The organism is Psychrobacillus sp. NPDC096426 (assembly GCF_044762745.1).
In the GTDB taxonomy this organism is placed as follows: domain Bacteria; phylum Bacillota; class Bacilli; order Bacillales_A; family Planococcaceae; genus Psychrobacillus.
Map to the genome: position 1 here is coordinate 99049 of NZ_JBIWEX010000005.1, position 19053 is coordinate 118101.

Sequence of the window (19053 nt, forward strand, 5' to 3'; positions counted from 1 at the left end):
ACGCAGTATAAGTAATTAGCATCTTAGTATTTTACTCTATATACTTTTTATACTGGTCATAATAAGCTTTTAATAGTTCTTATATCTTCTTTGTAGAACTTGCTCTTATTATCTAGAAATTCTTCACTAATGCAAAATTCATAAACTTCATCAAGCATTGCTGAAGTATTTACATCGTTTTTTTTATAATAAACTAATATGCTCACATCAACTAAGAATAATGTTTTAGCACACAGTCTAATATACATTTCTCTAAAAAGATCTGAGTCTTTTTTACAAACCTCTAGATACTTAAAAATAGTAAAAAAACCTTTATGTTGATCTAGCCTACCTTCGATAGTAGCATAAGAGGGTATTTCAATTTTATCACTACTTAATTTAATATATTCTACCTCTGTTTTTTCTGCTTTGCCTTCATGTATTAATACAAGATCTGTACTTTGTACATTTCCATATTGACTTAATAATAACTCCCAAAACATGTGAGGATAATTGTAACAAACTTTATTATCTAAATTTTCTTTAATATACTCTATTCCTTTGTGTTTTTTTAGCAGGCTATTATTCAAAATAATACCTGACATATAATTTGAGGTTAACATAAAAGTTAATATAGCATCTTTTCCTGGTACTGCATTTTTAACAGTAAGTTTACTTTGAGTGGTAGTAGATGTTCTCATAATAGCTAATGTATCTTTGTATTGCATTAACTCATTCATAATTTTATCTAGAACATTAAAGTCCACTATATCTTCATCACTTAATAATAAAATATACTCACCTTTTGCTAATTCACAAGCTTTACAGCAGTTTAATGCAAATCCTTTATTTTCTTCAAATGAAAAATATTTAACTCTAGCATCGTCAATATCTCTAATTTTTTCATAATACTTTTGTGTATCATTCTGCGTGCCATTGTTAGATACAATAAACTCGATTTCTTCGTCGTACCTAGATTGTAAAAGATGAATAATATTTTCATACGCCCTTTTCCCTCTATTAAAACTTGGAATACAGATACTAAGAAGTATATTATTTCGTGCTCTTTCTTTTTTATTAATTCTATAGTTATGAATTACATTAATATAATTTTGAGTGTAATTACTATTATCAAGTAAGTTTATTATGTTTCTTGGGAGATAGTCACTGGAGCTCTTAAAATAATTCTCCATATTAAATAGATTATCGAATATCAATACGTTTGAAATAGTATCTTCATTTAGTAAAACACCTTGTAAACAAGAAAAGAACTTTCCAATATTGTCTATTACAATATAAGCTTTTTTATTACTGTTTTTAATTTTAGCTGTATATGCTAAAGTATTTTCCCAATTACCATTTTCCATTAATAAATAATCCGAAAATATTTCTTCTGTAGGTAATGTCTCTACTTTATGATTGATATTTAAAGAAACTTTTTCAACTAACAGTCTCTTTTCTTTATCAAACAAATAGTATTCATTTTCTGTTTCAATAGGTAACAACCAATATGGTAAATCCTCGAAATCTAAAACTGACTTTGCATGGAGATACCCATTTGATAGTAAGTATTCTTTGTTTTTAATATAGATGAATTTAAATTCATCTATATTAGGCTCAATAAAAGCCTCCATTAAAATCTTTTCTATTAAATCTTTTGAGTACCCATTATTTTGTGCTTTATTAAGTACTTTTAAAAAAGATTCATAGTTTTGTTGTGAAAAAAGAAAAAATGCATACCCTGCGTAAATATCAGCCTTCAATTTATTATTACTATTGCTTTCATTTTGGCTTTCCATTTTCTTAATGTATTCAATATATTTTTGATTTGCTTCAAGAATTAAATTGTTATCTAACAGCTCATCTATTTCCTGTAAGAAACGATTAAATTCTTGAGTTGCTTCATTTTCCATGTGTTTTTCATCACCTTTTGTACATATAATGTCTCATACCGCTAATATGTATTGAATTTTTTTATACCTTAGAGAAGGTTCTTACCGTTCACTTATAGTTCTTTATTAAACTTAGAGTATTCTTGATGTACCTAACACAGAATATCATTTAGGGATATCCATCTCCTCAACCATGTCAATTAACATTAGGTTCTTCAATTCATCCCGATCTAAGTGAGGAGACATATCTTCAATTGGTTTATTCACTACTAGCTTAGGATTTACAATGACATCTGAATCAATTGAGACATCTACTAATACAGGACCTTCTTCTAAAAACACCTTTTCCAAAACCTTATCTACTGATTCAACATTATTAATGACAAATGTCTTCAAACCGTAAGCTTTAGCAATTTCCGGGAAGTTCGGTTTACTGATAACGGTTGATTGTCGTCGTTTTTCAAAATATAAGTCTTGAAATTGTCTTACCATTCCTAAACTTTGATTATTCATGATAATAACCTTGATAGGAAGTTCGTTATAAACAATTGTATCTAACTCTTGAATATTCACTTGTATTCCTCCGTCACCAGCAATGACAATGGCATGACCTTGCTTTTTCGCCATATAAGCACCAATCGCTGCAGGTAGGGCAAATCCCATTGCCCCCATACCACCAGAGTTTAAGAGTCTCTGCCCATCTTTTAACTTAAGCGATTGGCTCGCCCACATCTGATGTTGCCCAACATCTAAACTTATGATATCTTCCGACTCCATATACTCTGATAAACGTTCCATAAACCAATTCGGATTAATCGACTCTTCTTGATAAATCGCTGTGGGATAGGTTGTTTTATACAAATTTAAAGTAGAATACCATCCGGAGATGTTTGTTATAGACCAATTTTCTGTTAGTTCTTCATTCAATTTTTGAAGAAATGATTTTAAAGAGGCTCGAATAGCGATATCAACTTTTACTTTTTCATTTAATTCTAGCGCATCAATATCAATATGAATCTTTTTCGCAGCTCTACCAAACGTATCGGGTCTCGTACCAGTTTGTCTTGTGTCTAGCCTTGAGCCTAAAATCAGTATCAAATCACTATTGGCAAGAGCCAAGTTACTATATCGATTACCGTATGAGCCAATCATTCCTATGTACTCTTGGAACTCATGATTAAACGAATCAATCCCCATTAATGATGACACCACAGGAAAATTCGTCATTCGAACTAATTCTAGCAATTCTTTTGTAGCATTAGCAGTTCTTACTCCACCGCCAACCAAAATCAAGGGACGCTTCGAGTGTTTCATTAAATCTATGATTTCATCTAATTGAAATTCATCATAAGTCTCTTCTTGCACTAATTGTTGATACTCTTCACTTTCAAAAAAGCTTTCTTGTTGAATAGGATCTATTTCCGCACGTTGAAGATCCATTGGTAAGTCCAATAACACAGGTCCTGGTCTTCCAGTTTGAGCAATATACACAGCTTTTTCTAAATAGTAGCGAATCTTCTCAGGTCCAATTACTAGTTTAGCAAACTTAGTCAACGGTTTAACTACACTAACAATATCCGTTTCTTGAAAACCAATTTGTCGTACTTTCTTATCATATTTATATTCATAAGTGTTTACTTGACCCGTAATAAACAAGCATGGTACAGAATCAAAATAACAACTTCCAATTCCGGTAAGTAGATTCAGTGCTCCTGGACCACTAGTAGCCATCGCAACCCCTAGTTTTCCATTTATTCGAGCATAGGCTTCGGCTGCAAAAGCTCCTGCCTGTTCATGATGAATAGAAACACAATCAATATCATCTCTGCTATACGTGGAATCTAACAGGTGTGTAATCCCTCCACCTGTCATTTCAAATATATGCTTTATGTTCTGTTGCACTAAAAAATCTATGACATAATCAGATAATTTCATGATTTACACACCTTTTTTCAATAGTCAGCTAAATGTTCATTTAGCCAATCGATTGTATTTTGAAGCCCATCTTCCATTGTTACTTTGGGTGACCAATTTAACAGTTTTTCAGCTTGTATAACATCAGCTTTCCATATTTCTGGTTCATTTCTTACTCGTTCAATACTTCCCCATGATGCATTTATGCTACTATTTGTTTTACGCTGAACAATTTCGACTACTTCCTGTAATTTTGTTTGATTACCCGAACCAATATTGATAATGTCACAGTTTAAATAATTTAGATTTAAAAATTTCAAATAAGCATTCACTACATCCTCAATATAAATATAGTCTCTCACAGATTGAGGAGTGGAAATTTGAGGGGATTCACCTTTTAAGAATGATTTAACCACATAAGGAATGAATCTTGATGGAGCATCCCATGGACCATAAGGAGAAAATAAGCGCAATGTAATAATTGGTAATTGTTTCTGCAAACGCACAGATTGGCAGAATAGAGTAGCTGCAACTTTAGAAACAGCATAGTCTCCCATCGGTACGGGTAAATCTGTTTCTCTTAACGCATGATTTTTTGATCCATACTCTGATGAACTTCCTGTATTTACAAAATAATCAAATTCGATTTCTTGACATGCTATTAATAAATTTACTGTTCCCATAAAATTCGATTCAATAATTTCTATCGTTTTCTGTTGGAAATGGTATCCACCATGAGTAGCACAGTGATAGATGACATCTGGATTTATATATTTCACTACTTTTTTTAACGTGGTTAAATCGCGTAAATCTACACTGTGTAAATTAATAACCTTATCTAGATCTTTTATTCTCCATATATCAGATTGTTGACGAATCAATACATGAACTTCTATCTCTAATTCAACCAGTTTCCGCGTAAGAGCTGCTCCTATAAATCCAGTAGCTCCTGTTATTAATACTTTTTTCATGGATTTCCCTTCAATTCATTTTAGTATTTTTACTATATGAATTCAGTTGTTTTCTACATACATCTTGGATATCCTCATTCAATTGATATTGAGTATTCCATTCCACTATCTTTTCAATCGTAGTTTCTAAATTCCATTGTGGCTGCCATCCAAGCTTAATCTTCGCTTTGGAACAATCCAATTTCAAATATCCTGCTTCATGTGGATGTTTTCCACCATCTAATTTATAAGATGCCTCACCATTCCACTTTTCAATCATCTTTTGTACTATCCATTCAACCGGCTTTGCATCTTCATCATTCGGACCAAAATTCCATGCTTCTGCATACTCTGGACCGTGGTTGAATAATTTCTCTGCAAGAAGCAGGTAACCGCTTAATGGTTCAAGTACATGCTGCCAGGGACGAATAGCGTTTGGATTACGTATGATGATTGGTTCATCGCTTACTAGCGAATTGATACAATCAGGGATAAGGCGGTCTTCCGCCCAATCACCACCACCAATTACATTACCAGCCCTTGCAGAAGCAATGGCTACACCATGAATGCTATAATCAGCTGGATTAAAAAACGAGCTCCGGTAGGATGATGTTACCAGCTCCGAACACGCTTTACTATTGGAATATGGATCATATCCTCCCATTGGTTCATTCTCACGGTAGCCCCATACCCATTCTTTGTTTTCATAACATTTATCCGTTGTAACATTAATAACTGCTTTAACTGAAGCGCATTTTCTAACACTTTCGAATAAATGAACCGTTCCCATAACGTTTGTAGAATAAGTCTCCACTGGATTCTTATACGATTCTCTAACTAAAGGCTGGGCTGCCATATGAATCACGATTTCAGGGTCTGTTTCTAGTATCGCTTTTTCGAGTGTAGCCACATCTCGTATATCCCCGATTATCGAATGGACCAATTGTTCTACGCCCGCTGCTTCAAATAAAGAAGGGCTAGTAGGCGGCATTAGCGCATAACCCGTTACTTTTGCCCCCATCGAATGTAGCCAAATGGACATCCACGATCCTTTAAAACCTGTATGTCCAGTTAAAAAGACTTTTTTATTTTTCCAAAATGATCGATCAATCAAGACTTATTCACCACACCCATTGTATTTCCCCACAACTTCCATTCTGCTTCGTCTTTTGACCAAAGAGATTCCAGATAATTTTTATCTCTTAACGTATCCATTGGTTGCCAAAAACCATAATGTTTAAAAGCGTTGAGTTGTCCAACAAGTGCTAAATTTTCAAGAGGTGCTTTTTCAAGAATTGTTTGATCTCCATCAATATAATCAATTACTTCCGGCTCCATAACAAAAAAGCCCGCATTTATCCAACCACCGTCTCCTTGTGGCTTTTCTTTAAAACCGAATACTTCATTGTTTTCTCCAAGATCCAAAGCGCCAAAACGACCGCCTGGTTGAGTAGTTGTTACAGTAGCCAGTTTTCCATGTGTTTGGTGGAAACTAACCAGTTCTTTAATATCTACATTAGAAACTCCATCACCATATGTGAGCATAAATGTTTCATTTTCAAGATACTCTTTCACTCTCTTTAAGCGCCCACCTGTCATGGTTTCTAATCCAGTATCTACAAGTGTGACTTTCCAAGGTTCAGCCGAAACATTATGTATAATTTGTTTGTTTCCATTTTGAAAATCAAAGGTCACATCTGATTCATGTAAAAAGTAATGTGCGAAATATTCTTTTATATAAAAAGATTTATATCCTAAGCAGATGACAAAATCATTAAAACCATAATGTGAATACATTTTCATAATATGCCAAAGAATTGGCTTTCCTCCAATTTCAATCATTGGCTTTGGTTTTAGATGAGATTCTTCACTAATGCGTGTACCAAATCCACCTGCTAAAATTACAACTTTCATTTAATCACTCCAATTTCTATATTCCTGAACTTATGAACAAAACTTAATTCATTTTTGTTTTGCGAATTCAACAGCTTCTATGATTTTATCACTCATATAATCGATCATTTCATCTGTTAAGCCAGGATATACGCCAACCAAAAATGTATCATTCATAATTTTATCTGTATTTTTCAAATCACTTGCAAGTCGATACTCAACACCAACAAATGCTGGTTGCTTTGTTATATTACCCGCAAAAAGCATCCTTGTTTGAACTTTATTTTTTTCAAGATATTGTGTCATTTTATTGCGTGAAATTTTACTACCGTCTTTTACTGTCAAAATAAATCCAAACCAACTTGGCTCACTATTGGGTGTAGCTTCTGGTAATATTAAATCATCTTGGATAGCCATTAGGTTTGACTTAAGGCGATTAAAATTATGAATTCTTTTTTCAATAAAACCAGGAAGTTTCTTTAATTGCTCTAAACCTATTGCAGCTTGCATGTCCGTAACCTTTAAGTTATAACCTATATGTGAATATGTGTATTTATGATCGTAACCCTGAGGTAATTGTCCTAGTTGCCAATCAAAGCGCTTGTTGCATGTGTTATCACATCCAGATGGACACCAACAATCACGTCCCCAGTCTCTAAATGACTCGATTGCTAATTTTAGTTTTGGATTATTTGTATAAACCGCTCCACCTTCCCCCATTGTCATATGATGTGGAGGATAGAAACTAGACGTACCAATATGACCATGAGTACCTGTTAATTTACCGTTATATTTTGCACCAAGTGCATCGCAATTGTCCTCAACTACCCATAGATCATACTTATTAGCGACTTCTATGACAGCATCTAAATTAAATGGGTTCCCCATTGTATGGGCAATAACTATAGCTTTAGTTTTCTCCGATATCGCTTGTTCTATTTGATCTTTTGAAATATTATATGTACCTAAGTCTACATCAACAAAAACGGGGATTAATTTATTTTGTATAATTGGTGCTACTGTAGTAGGAAACCCTGCTGCAACTGTAATTACTTCATCACCGGGCAATAAACGTTTTTCACCTAATTTAGGTGAAGTTAGTGCTGAGACTGCTAATAAGTTAGCTGAAGATCCTGAATTCGTTAGGAGTGAATATTTTACACCTAAATATTTTGCAAAGTCTTTTTCAAATTGGTTACAAAAACGTCCTGAAGTTAACCAAAAATCTAAAGATGCATCAGTTAAAGCTATCATTTCATTTTTATCATAAATCTTCCCTGCATAACTTAATTGACTTTCACCAGAAACAAATTCTTTCTTTTTATGAAATAAGTCATAAAATTCTTCTACCTTATTAAAAATCATTTTACGTTTAGCTTCTTCAAGTAGTTCATGTGTAATAGAATCTATAACGTTAATTGATTTATCTGCTAATTCTACAAATGTGAATTCTTCTATTTGATTTGAAATAATAGTATGTTCGTTATATCCCATTGTTACAATGGTTTTTTGGTTACATTCTACAATTACTTGTACTTCATTGTCTAACTTAAAGATATCACCTATTTTAAACATTGTTTAGCTCCTTAATAATTAAATACTGTAGATTGCTATGACCAAACTTATATGTAAATAGCAATCTATTTTTTGGGGGTTACATATCTCTAAGCACTTGCTGGCAGAGAAAAAAATCTTCTTCTGTATCTATATCAAATGATCTCTTTCTCGGCATCACGTATCCTACAGTGTCATCAGTTAAAAATGACTTTGTCACTTTCAATTGTTCCGTTTTTGCCATATAGAAGGCTCCATTAAGTGAATATGCTTTTGGCAAGTCTTGTCTACGAAGAGCAAAATTTTCTTGTTTTATTAAAGGTTTCATCGTCCCGTTAACATTTAGACTGTACATCCAATAAGGTGATTGGTTAGGCTCTGTTACACTAACACAAAAATCAGCTTCTTTTTCAAAGAGTGTCTCAATTGCTCCATCTATATCTTCAACTGTCCGGAGTGGAGAGGTTGGCTGTAACAACACAACGAAATCATAGCCAGGACATTCTTTCATTGCATGTAATACTGGAGCAATTCCTGGTGTTTCATCTTGTGCTAGATCAACTGGTCTAGTAAAGGGTACTTCACACCCATATTGTTTTGCTATTTCAATAATTTCATGATCTTCTGATGACAATATTACTCGATCAATAAATTTAGATTTTTTTGCTTCTTCAATTGTCCAAGCAATAAGTGGTTTCCCTGCTAATTCTTTAATGTTTTTACGAGGAACACCTTTTGATCCACCTCTCGCAGGAATAATGGCTAAAAAGGTAGGTTTCATTTTAATTCCTCCTCATAATCAGAATTAGCTCGCTCAAAGTCTGACATATGACCTATATCTAACCAATATTCTCGTACGGGAAATGCAGAAACATTATTTTGTTTTTCAATTAATTGTTTATACAAATCTGGCATATCGTAAAATTCCCCTTGAGGGATATAGTCAAATACCTCCGGACTAAGTACATATATCCCCGCATTTACAAAACTACGTTGCATAGGTTTCTCTTTTATGGAAACTAATTGCTGTCCATCTGTTTCAATAACGCCATATGGAATTTGATATTCATATTCTCGCACACACATGGTTGCTACCGCATCTGTATCTTCATGAAAGTGTAAAAGTTGCTCGAAATTAACCTGTGTTAGTAAATCACCATTCATAACAAAAATAGGGCTAGTAGGTTTTTCTTTTAACAATGACAAAGCTCCTGCCGTTCCCATTCTTTTATTTTCTTCTATATACGATATTGACACACCAAAAGCTGTTCCATCTTGAAAATAATCTTGAATAACCTCCTTTTTGTAATTGACGGATATTATAAAATTAGTAAAGCCATATTGCTTAAAACCTTCAATAATTGTTTCTAATATCGGCTTATTACCTACATTTAGCATTGGCTTTGGAATATTTTCTGTTAATGGACGCAAGCGTGTGCCAAGACCACCTGCCATTAAAATTACCGTATTTTCATTATTTTTAGTAATTGGATCTTCATCTGCAAAAATAATATCAATAATTTTATTACCTTCACTAATAATCGGTATCTGCTTTAATTTATGTCTTTTTAGTAGATTTAAGCAATCGCTATATGTATTTTCGATGGTAGCACAAATAGGGGAAGGATTCATGACTTGTTTAATCGGAACATCTAATCCTTCTCCTCTTAATATACTTCTACGAATATCTCCATCAGTGACAGTACCAAGTAAATTCAAATCTCCATCTACAACTGCTGCAAATTGCATGGAGGAGACATCGATGATTTTCATCGTTTCTAAAAGGGTGTTATTTTCATTGACTAAGATACTTCTCCAGTTTTTCATCGACTACACTTCCTTTGCAGGTACTCCAAAAGCTTTTTTGCTCGTACCTATATTTGAAACAACAACAGAACCTGCACCAATAAGCGTGTTCTTTCCAATTTCAATGCCTTGAATAATAGAGCTACCCGTACCTACATGTGAATCGCTACCTATAATAACGCCCCCTGAAAGGGTCGTACCTGGTGCTATATGAACATGGGCACCTATTAAACAATCGTGTTCAATAATTACCCCTGTATTAATAATCGTATTTTCTCCGATTTGTGCATGCGGTTGTATAATAGCACCAGCCATTATTTGTGTTCCCTCAGCTAGTATAGCAGTTAGAGAGATGATTGACTTTGGATGGATACATGTCGAAAATGTATATCCTTGGCTTTTCATTTCTTCAAAAATGTTATGACGGACATTAGAAATACGTACAGTACCTAATCCTAAAACAAGCTCCACTTCCTCTGGACTGTATTTCCCAACTATATCATCCGGTCCCAGATACTTTAAACCATATGAATTTATTTCTTCTTTGAGTGCAGTAAAACCAAGAATATCTCTATGTTGAAGTAACAATATCTCTGTTAAAACTGATGCATGGCCGCCATTTCCTATTATAATTATCGGCTTATTCATCAATTAGTTCATCCTCTTGATAAAACTTAGTAGCCTCTTTCCCTAGAAGAGACCAATACCGCGAAGGTGATATCCCATTACCAGGTCTTTTTATACCCATATTGGATATATCTAATGTTTCTCCTTGTTTGATCTCCACACTTGCTACTATACTTTTTCTTGCTGCGACTCGATTTTTCATCTCCGTTGTTGTTGGTTCTTTTACACCAGTTCCTAGAGCGCTCTCAATTTGGCGGATACATTTGATCATCATCTTTAGCTCTGATGGTTCCAATGACGCTACATGATCTGGTCCTGGTAACTCTCTGTCTAATGTGAAATGCTTTTCAATGACAGTAGCCCCCATACCAGTCGCTGCGATTGAAGCTACGATTCCTTGTGAATGATCTGAAAAACCAATAGGTAGCTCAAGTTCTTTTTCTAACTGATTTATTGCTTTTAAATTAATTGTTTTAAAGGGTGCTGGATATTCCGTTGTACAATGAAGAACTGTTACATATTTTCGTAAAATTTCTTTCGCTTCATTTGTTTTATAAAAAGTGTACACGGTATCAACTGAAACATCAGCCAGCGGCCTTGCTAAGCCATATGCAATAAAGGACAATGCTTCGTGTATTTCCTCCATAGTAGCCATACCTGTTGAAATAATCATTTTCTTTTGCTTTGTCGCAATGTAGTGAATAAATGGTGAATTTGTTAACTCACCTGATGGGATTTTAACAGTCTGCATTTGTAGGTCATCAACTAAAAAATCCACGCTATCGTAGTCAAATGGCGTAGATAAAAACTCAATTCCTATTTCATCACAATAGTTTTTTAGAGATTTAAATTCTTTAAATGATAATTCTAGCTTCTTCAACATTTCGTATTGAGAAGTCACTTCACCCAAATTTTCTATTTGATAATTTGCTTGTTGGGCTTCTTTTGTTACTAAATTTTCCGCACGAAACGTTTGAAATTTGACTGCGTCTGCTCCAGCCTCTTTTGCAACATCTACTAGTTTTTTTGCCATTTCAAAGGAGCCATTATGATTGACTCCTGCTTCAGCAATTATATACGTTGATTGGCTCATATATCATAAAACTCCTTTTGTATCGCAAATGATAGAATTTGCTTTAATTCGGTCATGATTTTTTCTACCACATGTCCATCACCAAAAATTTGATCATAAGGACCTTTATACATTAAAGCACTTTTTATAGCATTCTCAATAGATTGAACTTCTAATGTACAATCAAATACTGAACTCGGTTTCTCACGTCCCGCTTGTCGTTCTCCACAATTAACCGTCGGTGTTTCTAAATAAGGGACTTCGATCAAACCACTTGAAGAGTTACCTATAACTACGGTTGCTTCTTTCACTGCACTTAAATACCTCAATTGCCCTAAAGAATCAAATAAATATGTATTGTCGTGTTTTGATGTATAGTTTTCTAGGATTTCATTAATTTGACGTCCTCCATTATCCGCATTTGCCTTCGTAAACACCAAATTCACATGTTGATACGAGTCCAATGCTTTCAACAGGGGATAAATACCGTCTGTTTGAAGATTTGTCTCAGGATGATAAGTAATTAAGAACATAGGTTTATCTTCATTTAACTGTAAGTTCGCATACAGCTCTTCCTTTGTCATCAATGGAAGATTTAATATATTTTCTATACCAATTGCCCCTACGTTCCAAACTCTTTCTGGATTTTCACCTAGCTGAATAACTCGATTTCGGTGAGACTCATTACTTGTAAAATGCCATGTAGCCATTTTCGTAATAGAATGACGAATCGCATCGTCGTAAGCACCAAAAGTACACTCTCCCCCATGAACATGTGCTATTGGAATTTGCATGACAAGTGCAGTTTGAGCTGCTGCAAGTATCTCAAAACGGTCACCTAAGAGGATTAGCAAATCAGGATTTAATCGCTGAAATGCATCTGAAAATCCAATGGTTGCTAGTCCAATCGATTTGGCAACACCCGTAGATGTGTCTGAAGAAAGTAACATTTCAACCTTTTCATTAATAACAAATCCGTCTGCTTCAATTTGTTTATATGTTAAACCGAATTCTGCCGACAAATGCATACCAGTTACAGTAAGTTGAAGTTCAAAATCAGTTGATTGATGGATAGCTCTTATTAAGTTGGATAATAACCCATATTCTGCTCTTGTTCCAGTTACAACACAGATTTTTCGTTTCAATGCTTACACCTCTCTTACAGGCGTACTAGGAATATTAATAATTTTTTGGTTAAGTCTTTCAGTAGCCGATAAATCGGCTTTTGGCATTTGCGCATACAGCTTCAATTCATGTATTGGTGTCCAAATCGGACGACTCATAACTCCATTTTCATTTAAAAATGCTAGTACTTCATCTCTGTCTAAAGCATCTTCTAAAATCAATGTTTGTAGCCAATAGTTGCTAGTCGTATGCTCTTGCTCTTTAAAAAGCGTTACACCTTCCAATGGTGCTACTAATTCTTCATAAAAAGCTGTTAACAAACGTTTTTGCTCGATAAACTCTGACATTTTTTCAAGTTGGGCGCACCCTAATGCTGCGTTTATATTCGGTAAACGATAGTTATATCCGATTTCATCATGGTCATATTTCCAACGATGTGGCACTTTTGCTGTAGTCGTAATATGCTTCGCATAATTTGCAAGTTCTTCATCATCAGTTAAAATGGCACCACCACCACCCGTAGTAATGATTTTATTGCCATTAAAGCTTAGAGCACTTACTTTACCAAAGCTTCCTGTGTGCTTCCCTTTATAATAAGAACCTAATGATTCAGCAGCATCTTCTACTAATACTAAATGATATTTTTTGCAAATAATTTGTAGTTCTTCTAATTTAACTGGGTGTCCAAAGGTATGCATAGGCACAACTGCGCGAATAACACGACCTGTTTCTTTATTGATTAATTGATTGCCTTTCACATCACCAATTGCCAAAATATGCGCTTCTAGCTTTTGGGGATCAAGACCTAATGTTTTTTTGGATACATCCACAAAATGTGGAACTGCGCCTATGTAAGAAGTAGCATTCGCTGTTGCAATAAACGTCAATGCAGGCATGAAAACTTCTTCATTTGCCTGAACTCCTGCTACCTTTAATGCAATATGTAATGCAGCAGTACCATTCATAACAGCAACAGCACGCTTAACTCCTGTAAAACGTGCTAAATCCTCCTCAAAGCGTGTTACATATGCGCCAACCGAAGATACCCAACCTGTTTCGATGCAATCAGTTACATATTCGAGTTCTTTACTATTAAAAGTCGGTTCATGCAGTGGCACAAAATCCTTCTTGTAATGTTCTTTAATTTGTCTGGTAAACTCTAACCATTGTGAATTCATATATTATATACATCTGCCTTATATTGGGATAAGTTATTTGGATTAGTAAACCATTCGATTGTTTCCTCTAAACCACGACGGAAGCCATCTTTACCGCCATATTGAGGCTGCCACCCAATTAATTCTTTTGCTTTTTTATTTTCAGCCCATAAACGATTAACTTCACTTTTCTCGGGACGAAGACGTTGTTCATCCGTTTCAATTGTTAAATTCACACCCATGATATCTGCAATCATTTCTGCTGTTTCTCCAATAGATACTTCATAATTGGAACCAACATTGACCACTTCACCAACCGACATTGGTGAGTCCATTACTGAGATGAAAGCACCTACCGTGTCTTTTACATAGTTGAAATCACGTGTGGGACTAATAGCCCCTAGCTTAATAGTAGTTTGTCCATTTGCTAATTGGCTAATAATAGTTGGTATTACTGCACGGGCTGATTGGCGTGGACCGTATGTATTGAATGGTCGAATGACCGCTACAGGTGTGTCAAATGACCGATAAAACGATAACGCCATTTGATCTGCTCCAATTTTAGAAGCCGAATACGGAGATTGACCTTGCAATGGATGCCCCTCATCAATTGGTACATATTGCGCTGTACCGTACACTTCACTCGTAGACGTATGAACAACCTTTTCTACACCTAATTCACGAGCAGCTTGCACTATATTAAGCGTTCCATTTACATTGGTATCAATATAAGTAGCAGGAGAATGATATGAGTAGGGAATTGCAATAAGAGATGCTAGATGAAGTACATGAGTACACCCTTTCATCGCTTCTTTTACTCCAAATGGATCTCTAATATCTCCTGAGAAAATATCCAATGATTCTTTCACTTCCACGGAAGATTGATCTAACCATCCCCATGAGTTAAATGAATTATAATAGACAAATGCTCTAACATCGTGCCCCCGCCTAACAAGTTCTTCTGTTAAATGAGAGCCGATGAAACCGTCGGCTCCTGTGACTAATACTTTTTTATTGGTCAATTTTAACACCTTTTTTCTTTTTAGTAGAATTTACTTTACTTTACATATATTTAAATGAGCAAATATTGGCTTTCTTTTTTTTTCTTCAAAAATTACCTACAGGAGATAAAATTTCCACAAAGCAAATATTTTGAATATCAACAATTCGACATGGGAATCTATTATGTATATTCGGGTAACTTGTAATTCTTAGTATTTACAATAATTTAACCAATAATTCAAAACCTAATCTCTAGATAAGATCTATCTTAGCTAGTTAAAACATTAGGTTTTGAAAATCATTGCAATTCTGAGATTTTAACAGCCTGACATTCCTCAAAGAATGGTTGTATTTCATATTCAAACATATCTGAAACTAACACATAATCCTGAATCTCTAAACCATGATTAATTTCTTTTAAAAATCCATTAATTTTATCTATGTTCAAGTCTACAGTAAGCCCATTTTTTCGAAGCAAACCACTTGCTTCTGAAAGCCACCTTACTCCATCAGTAAAGTCTATAATACTATTAAGCGAATCGTTAACTTGATTATCACGCAAATCATCCGCAATTTTTTGACATCCTGTTGGTATTTTTTTTATATAATCATTATAAGATGCAATAACTTCATTAAGTATCTCTGTCATTTTACTCACCCTTTAGCTTTTTCATTTTGATTTGGCTTAATAAATCTTCTGTGTATTGCTTCGAAAGCTTTGTTGCTTTCAAAAGTCTATCATATAATTGATAGTTTTGTTCATATACTCGTTTGTATTCTTCTTGTTTATTTTCACCATCTTTTGACAAAAACTTGGTCATTACATCCATAGAAATCGGTTCTACAATGCAATTCATAGACACTCTTTCAAACATTTTCTTTAATTTTTTATCAACTTTATCTAACTCTTTAATCACATTTTCAGTGAACATTATACTAGAAGGATTTTTCTTTAAGAAGCGCAACCCTCTATTTAAGTAATTTTGAATTTCATTATAAACTTTTATTTCTAATTGAACCTTATCATATAAAGACTTCCATTCTGATACTTTCAGTGTCGAAGACGGGTAATTATTTGTTGAAGTCTTCTCCTCTGAGGATTCAATTGCTTCGCAAAACTTCTGAAATGTTTGTTGAGTATATCCGTTTATCTTAACTCCGCCTTCTGTACAATTGAAAAATCGATCAGGTTCCATGGATAATTCAGCTAGTTGTTCAAAACCCTTCTTCATGGACAAAAAAGCGGCATCCGTTAATATTGGATCTCCATAATATCCCTCAGTAAAGAAAGTGTGTCTCCCCTCTCTAAATGCATCGTCCACTTCTGTAAATTGCTTATTATGTTCTGCATGTGTCTTGTTATCTGTGTATGCTAAATCTTGCCCAATTAATGCAATTGGACCCGTAGAAATATATTGAGCAATTGTAAGTGCAAAGTTTGCTACTGAAGCACCACCAAGAAGGGTTGGTAATTGCTTATTAGTCAACTTTTCAATATGTTCATATACACCAGGTTCAAAAGATGGAATGAAAGCATACGCTTTTGTTTTGAACTGTTCACGAATTTGATAATGATTTCTAATACTATAAATCAATTTTGAATTTGTAAATATAGTTTCTTTAAAGTGATTATAATTAGCAATAGAGCCGTCAATTGACACTATGTAATCTGCTTCAATTCCGTAGTGCAATAAAGTATTAACCGTTGAACCTGCAGCTATAAGGATAATGTCATTTTTCACGTTTTTCAGCAATGGAATCTGCTTAGTAAGTGAGGGTCCACCAGATGCAATCACAATTGGTCGGTTATACCGTTTTTCTATTGCTACAAGACTTTCATCTTCAACTACATGAAAGAGATTTCGAATATAGTTTTCCTGCCAAGTTTCAGCAAAATAATTCACTGTATTAAAAAAGACTGTATTCACACTCAAGGTATCCTTCACGATCTTCAATACTGTTTTATACTGATCCGATAATAGTTTGTCATAATTAGGAGAACAAATGAGCTTTACATTGACATTATAATTATTCAGCAACTTATCTAATGCTATTTCAATATTTTTTTCAGTTACGTCACTAATAATTTCATAATTTTCTTTATCGAAAAAAGAATCAATTTTAGTAATAAGTGGATCGACTATCAAAAGTCTATCATTGTCATTGAAATTTCGTACTAGGGCTTCCGCATAATAGCCAAGTCCAAAACCAAATAATACATGTACATGATTTTCTGAATACTGACTTTTCGCAAACTGCTCTGCTTCTTTTTGGGGGTCATATTTACTATGTAAAAAATAGTCATTTACTTTTATAGTCGGAAAGGGTGTTTTGGTTTGCATTTGCTCTATAAAAAAATCTTGTATCACTTTCTTCACCTCCTTTAATATATCGGCATGATTTTATGAATATAAAGAAATCCCACTCTAAAATTAGAGTGGGATGAAAAATTTCCATAAAATTATTGTAATAGTTGAAGAACACCTTGTGGTTGTTGATTTGCTTGAGCAAGCATAGATTGTGCAGCTTGAGTCAAGATATTATTTTTAGTGAAGTTCATCATTTCTTTTGCCATATCTACATCACGAATACGAGATTCAGCAGCGGTTAAGTTTTCAGAAGCTGCACCTAGGTTATTGATTGTATGTTCTAGACGGTTTTGAACAGCACCTAAGTTAGAACGTTGTTTTGAAACTTTCTCAATTGCTAGATTAATAGTATCAATTGATTTACTAGCTGTTGAAGCTTTATCTACTTTAATTGCACCACCAGAAACTCCTAAAGCTTTAGAATCCATAGTAGTTATACTTAGCTTAATTGATTGTCCTGAGTTTGCTCCAATATGGAAAGTTTTAGCTGAAAATTTTCCATCTAATAATTTTTGTGTATTGAATTCTGTATTACCAGCAATACGGTCAATTTCAGATGTCAATGCTGTAATTTCAGCTTGAATAGAATCACGGTCTGCTGTTACGTTTGTATCATTTGCTGCTTGTACTGATAATTCACGCATACGTTGTAGGATATCATGAGTTTCGTTAAGAGCACCCTCTGCAGTTTGGATTAAAGAAATTGAATCTTGAGCGTTTTTAGAAGCCATATCTAAACCGCGTATTTGTCCACGCATTTTTTCAGAGATTGCAAGACCAGCAGCGTCGTCTCCAGCGCGGTTGATTTTGAAGCCTGAAGATAATTTTTCTAGGTTTTTAGCAGATGAACCTTGGTTAGCTGTTAAGTTTCTGTGTGTGTTTAATGCAGAAATGTTGTGTTGAATTCTCATTATGAGATTCCTCCTTGAATTTTGGTTTATTTAGTTCCACTTCCTTGTGGAATTTGTTTGGCAGGATAAGGTCGGCCGCCCCATTTTTGCCTTACATCAATAGTATCGTACTATATTGGAAATGTTTAATAGTTTTTTAAAGATTTTTTTTAGAAATTTGTTGTAATAGTGATTTGGATACGTTTAATGCTTCCTTATTCTGCTGTTGAATGCTCTCATATACTTCAGATCGGTAAACTTTGATGTTTTTCGGAGCAACAATACCTAGTTTTACTTGATCTCCGTCCACGCTTAAAACTTTCAGTTCAATTTGATCACCAATCATGATGGATTCGTCTTTTTTTCTTGAAAGTACGAGCATTATTTGTTGCTCCCTTCAATAGGGAATCGTAATGGGTATGTGTTTGCATCTTGTAAGACAAATTGTTTTGCAATTTTTTGTTTATAATTGATTAGGATTGGTGCTTGTAGGTTTATTGTTGAACTATTGAAAGGTTCTTTTAATGTAACTATTGCATACGTTATTAAATCTTCGGGAGATTGTATTTTTAGTTCTTCTTTATCTTCTTCAGGTAGATCAAATGCATAGTCTTGTTTGAATAGAAACGGCAATGCTATTACGAAGCCAATTTCTTGTTGTTTGATTGATTGCAAGATGACTAAAGGTGATTCTTGTTCAAGTGGTAAAATGATAAACTCTTTTATGTCTTCGAATCCTGGGAGTCCGTTTGGAAATTGGATGATTTCCTTTTCCTCAATTGTAACTTTTCCTAAAAATTTTGTTTCGATGTTCATAATCTGC

At 34.2% G+C, this 19053-nt stretch carries 18 protein-coding genes; all 18 read right to left on the reverse strand.

Annotated elements, in window-relative coordinates; all coding sequences use genetic code 11:
- Positions 1 to 56: 56 nt before the first annotated feature.
- Complete coding sequence (locus ACIQYS_RS06055) at positions 57 to 1892, reverse strand: glycosyltransferase family 2 protein (protein WP_402976182.1); 1836 nt, start codon at positions 1890 to 1892, stop codon at positions 57 to 59.
- Between the two features lie 144 nt (positions 1893 to 2036).
- Entirely contained in the window at positions 2037 to 3806 is a 1770-nt protein-coding gene (locus ACIQYS_RS06060) for a thiamine pyrophosphate-binding protein (RefSeq protein WP_402976184.1), read from the reverse strand.
- 17 nt (positions 3807 to 3823) lie between these two features.
- The gene (locus tag ACIQYS_RS06065) at positions 3824 to 4756 is read right to left on the reverse strand and encodes an NAD-dependent epimerase/dehydratase family protein (RefSeq protein ID WP_402976186.1); all 933 of its coding nucleotides are present in this window, start codon (positions 4754 to 4756) and stop codon (positions 3824 to 3826) included.
- A gap of 10 nt (positions 4757 to 4766) precedes the next feature.
- Positions 4767 to 5849: a CDP-glucose 4,6-dehydratase gene (gene rfbG, locus ACIQYS_RS06070; RefSeq protein WP_402976188.1), complete on the reverse strand. Its 1083-nt coding sequence runs from the start codon at positions 5847 to 5849 to the stop codon at positions 4767 to 4769.
- On the reverse strand, positions 5846 to 6649 hold the full coding sequence (gene rfbF / locus ACIQYS_RS06075) for a glucose-1-phosphate cytidylyltransferase (RefSeq protein ID WP_402976190.1): 804 nt from the start codon (positions 6647 to 6649) through the stop codon (positions 5846 to 5848). Before rfbF ends, rfbG begins: the two co-directional genes overlap by 4 nt.
- Positions 6650 to 6697: 48 nt before the next feature.
- Positions 6698 to 8203 carry a lipopolysaccharide biosynthesis protein RfbH gene (rfbH, locus tag ACIQYS_RS06080; RefSeq protein WP_402976192.1) on the reverse strand — a complete coding sequence of 502 codons (1506 nt, stop codon included), beginning with the start codon at positions 8201 to 8203 and terminating at the stop codon, positions 6698 to 6700.
- A 79-nt stretch (positions 8204 to 8282) separates the two neighbouring features.
- Positions 8283 to 8963: an acylneuraminate cytidylyltransferase family protein gene (locus ACIQYS_RS06085; protein ID WP_402976194.1), complete on the reverse strand. Its 681-nt coding sequence runs from the start codon at positions 8961 to 8963 to the stop codon at positions 8283 to 8285.
- Entirely contained in the window at positions 8960 to 10009 is a 1050-nt protein-coding gene (locus ACIQYS_RS06090) for a nucleotidyltransferase family protein (protein ID WP_402976196.1), read from the reverse strand. Before ACIQYS_RS06090 ends, ACIQYS_RS06085 begins: the two co-directional genes overlap by 4 nt.
- A 3-nt stretch (positions 10010 to 10012) precedes the next feature.
- Positions 10013 to 10636 (reverse strand): acetyltransferase, encoded by a 624-nt coding sequence (locus tag ACIQYS_RS06095; protein WP_402976198.1) that lies wholly within the window; start codon positions 10634 to 10636, stop codon positions 10013 to 10015.
- A complete protein-coding gene (gene neuB / locus ACIQYS_RS06100; protein ID WP_402976200.1) occupies positions 10629 to 11708 on the reverse strand; it encodes an N-acetylneuraminate synthase in 1080 nt (359 codons plus the stop codon). Before neuB ends, ACIQYS_RS06095 begins: the two co-directional genes overlap by 8 nt.
- On the reverse strand, positions 11705 to 12832 hold the full coding sequence (gene neuC, locus ACIQYS_RS06105; RefSeq protein WP_402976202.1) for a UDP-N-acetylglucosamine 2-epimerase: 1128 nt from the start codon (positions 12830 to 12832) through the stop codon (positions 11705 to 11707). The genes neuB and neuC overlap by 4 nt, the downstream gene beginning before the upstream one ends.
- 3 nt (positions 12833 to 12835) lie before the next feature.
- Complete coding sequence (locus ACIQYS_RS06110) at positions 12836 to 13990, reverse strand: LegC family aminotransferase (protein ID WP_402976204.1); 1155 nt, start codon at positions 13988 to 13990, stop codon at positions 12836 to 12838.
- Positions 13987 to 14991 carry an NAD-dependent 4,6-dehydratase LegB gene (locus tag ACIQYS_RS06115; protein ID WP_402976207.1) on the reverse strand — a complete coding sequence of 335 codons (1005 nt, stop codon included), beginning with the start codon at positions 14989 to 14991 and terminating at the stop codon, positions 13987 to 13989. Before ACIQYS_RS06115 ends, ACIQYS_RS06110 begins: the two co-directional genes overlap by 4 nt.
- A gap of 278 nt (positions 14992 to 15269) precedes the next feature.
- Positions 15270 to 15620, reverse strand: a complete 351-nt coding sequence (locus ACIQYS_RS06120; protein ID WP_402976209.1) for a DUF8042 domain-containing protein — start codon at positions 15618 to 15620, stop codon at positions 15270 to 15272.
- A 1-nt stretch (position 15621) separates the two neighbouring features.
- A complete protein-coding gene (locus ACIQYS_RS06125) occupies positions 15622 to 17340 on the reverse strand; it encodes a motility associated factor glycosyltransferase family protein (RefSeq protein WP_402976211.1) in 1719 nt (572 codons plus the stop codon).
- Between the two features lie 92 nt (positions 17341 to 17432).
- On the reverse strand, positions 17433 to 18251 hold the full coding sequence (gene hag, locus ACIQYS_RS06130; protein WP_402976213.1) for a flagellin Hag: 819 nt from the start codon (positions 18249 to 18251) through the stop codon (positions 17433 to 17435).
- 136 nt (positions 18252 to 18387) lie between these two features.
- A complete protein-coding gene (csrA, locus tag ACIQYS_RS06135; RefSeq protein ID WP_402976215.1) occupies positions 18388 to 18612 on the reverse strand; it encodes a carbon storage regulator CsrA in 225 nt (74 codons plus the stop codon).
- Entirely contained in the window at positions 18612 to 19046 is a 435-nt protein-coding gene (fliW, locus tag ACIQYS_RS06140) for a flagellar assembly protein FliW (RefSeq protein ID WP_402976217.1), read from the reverse strand. The genes csrA and fliW overlap by 1 nt, the downstream gene beginning before the upstream one ends.
- Positions 19047 to 19053 lie beyond the last annotated feature (7 nt).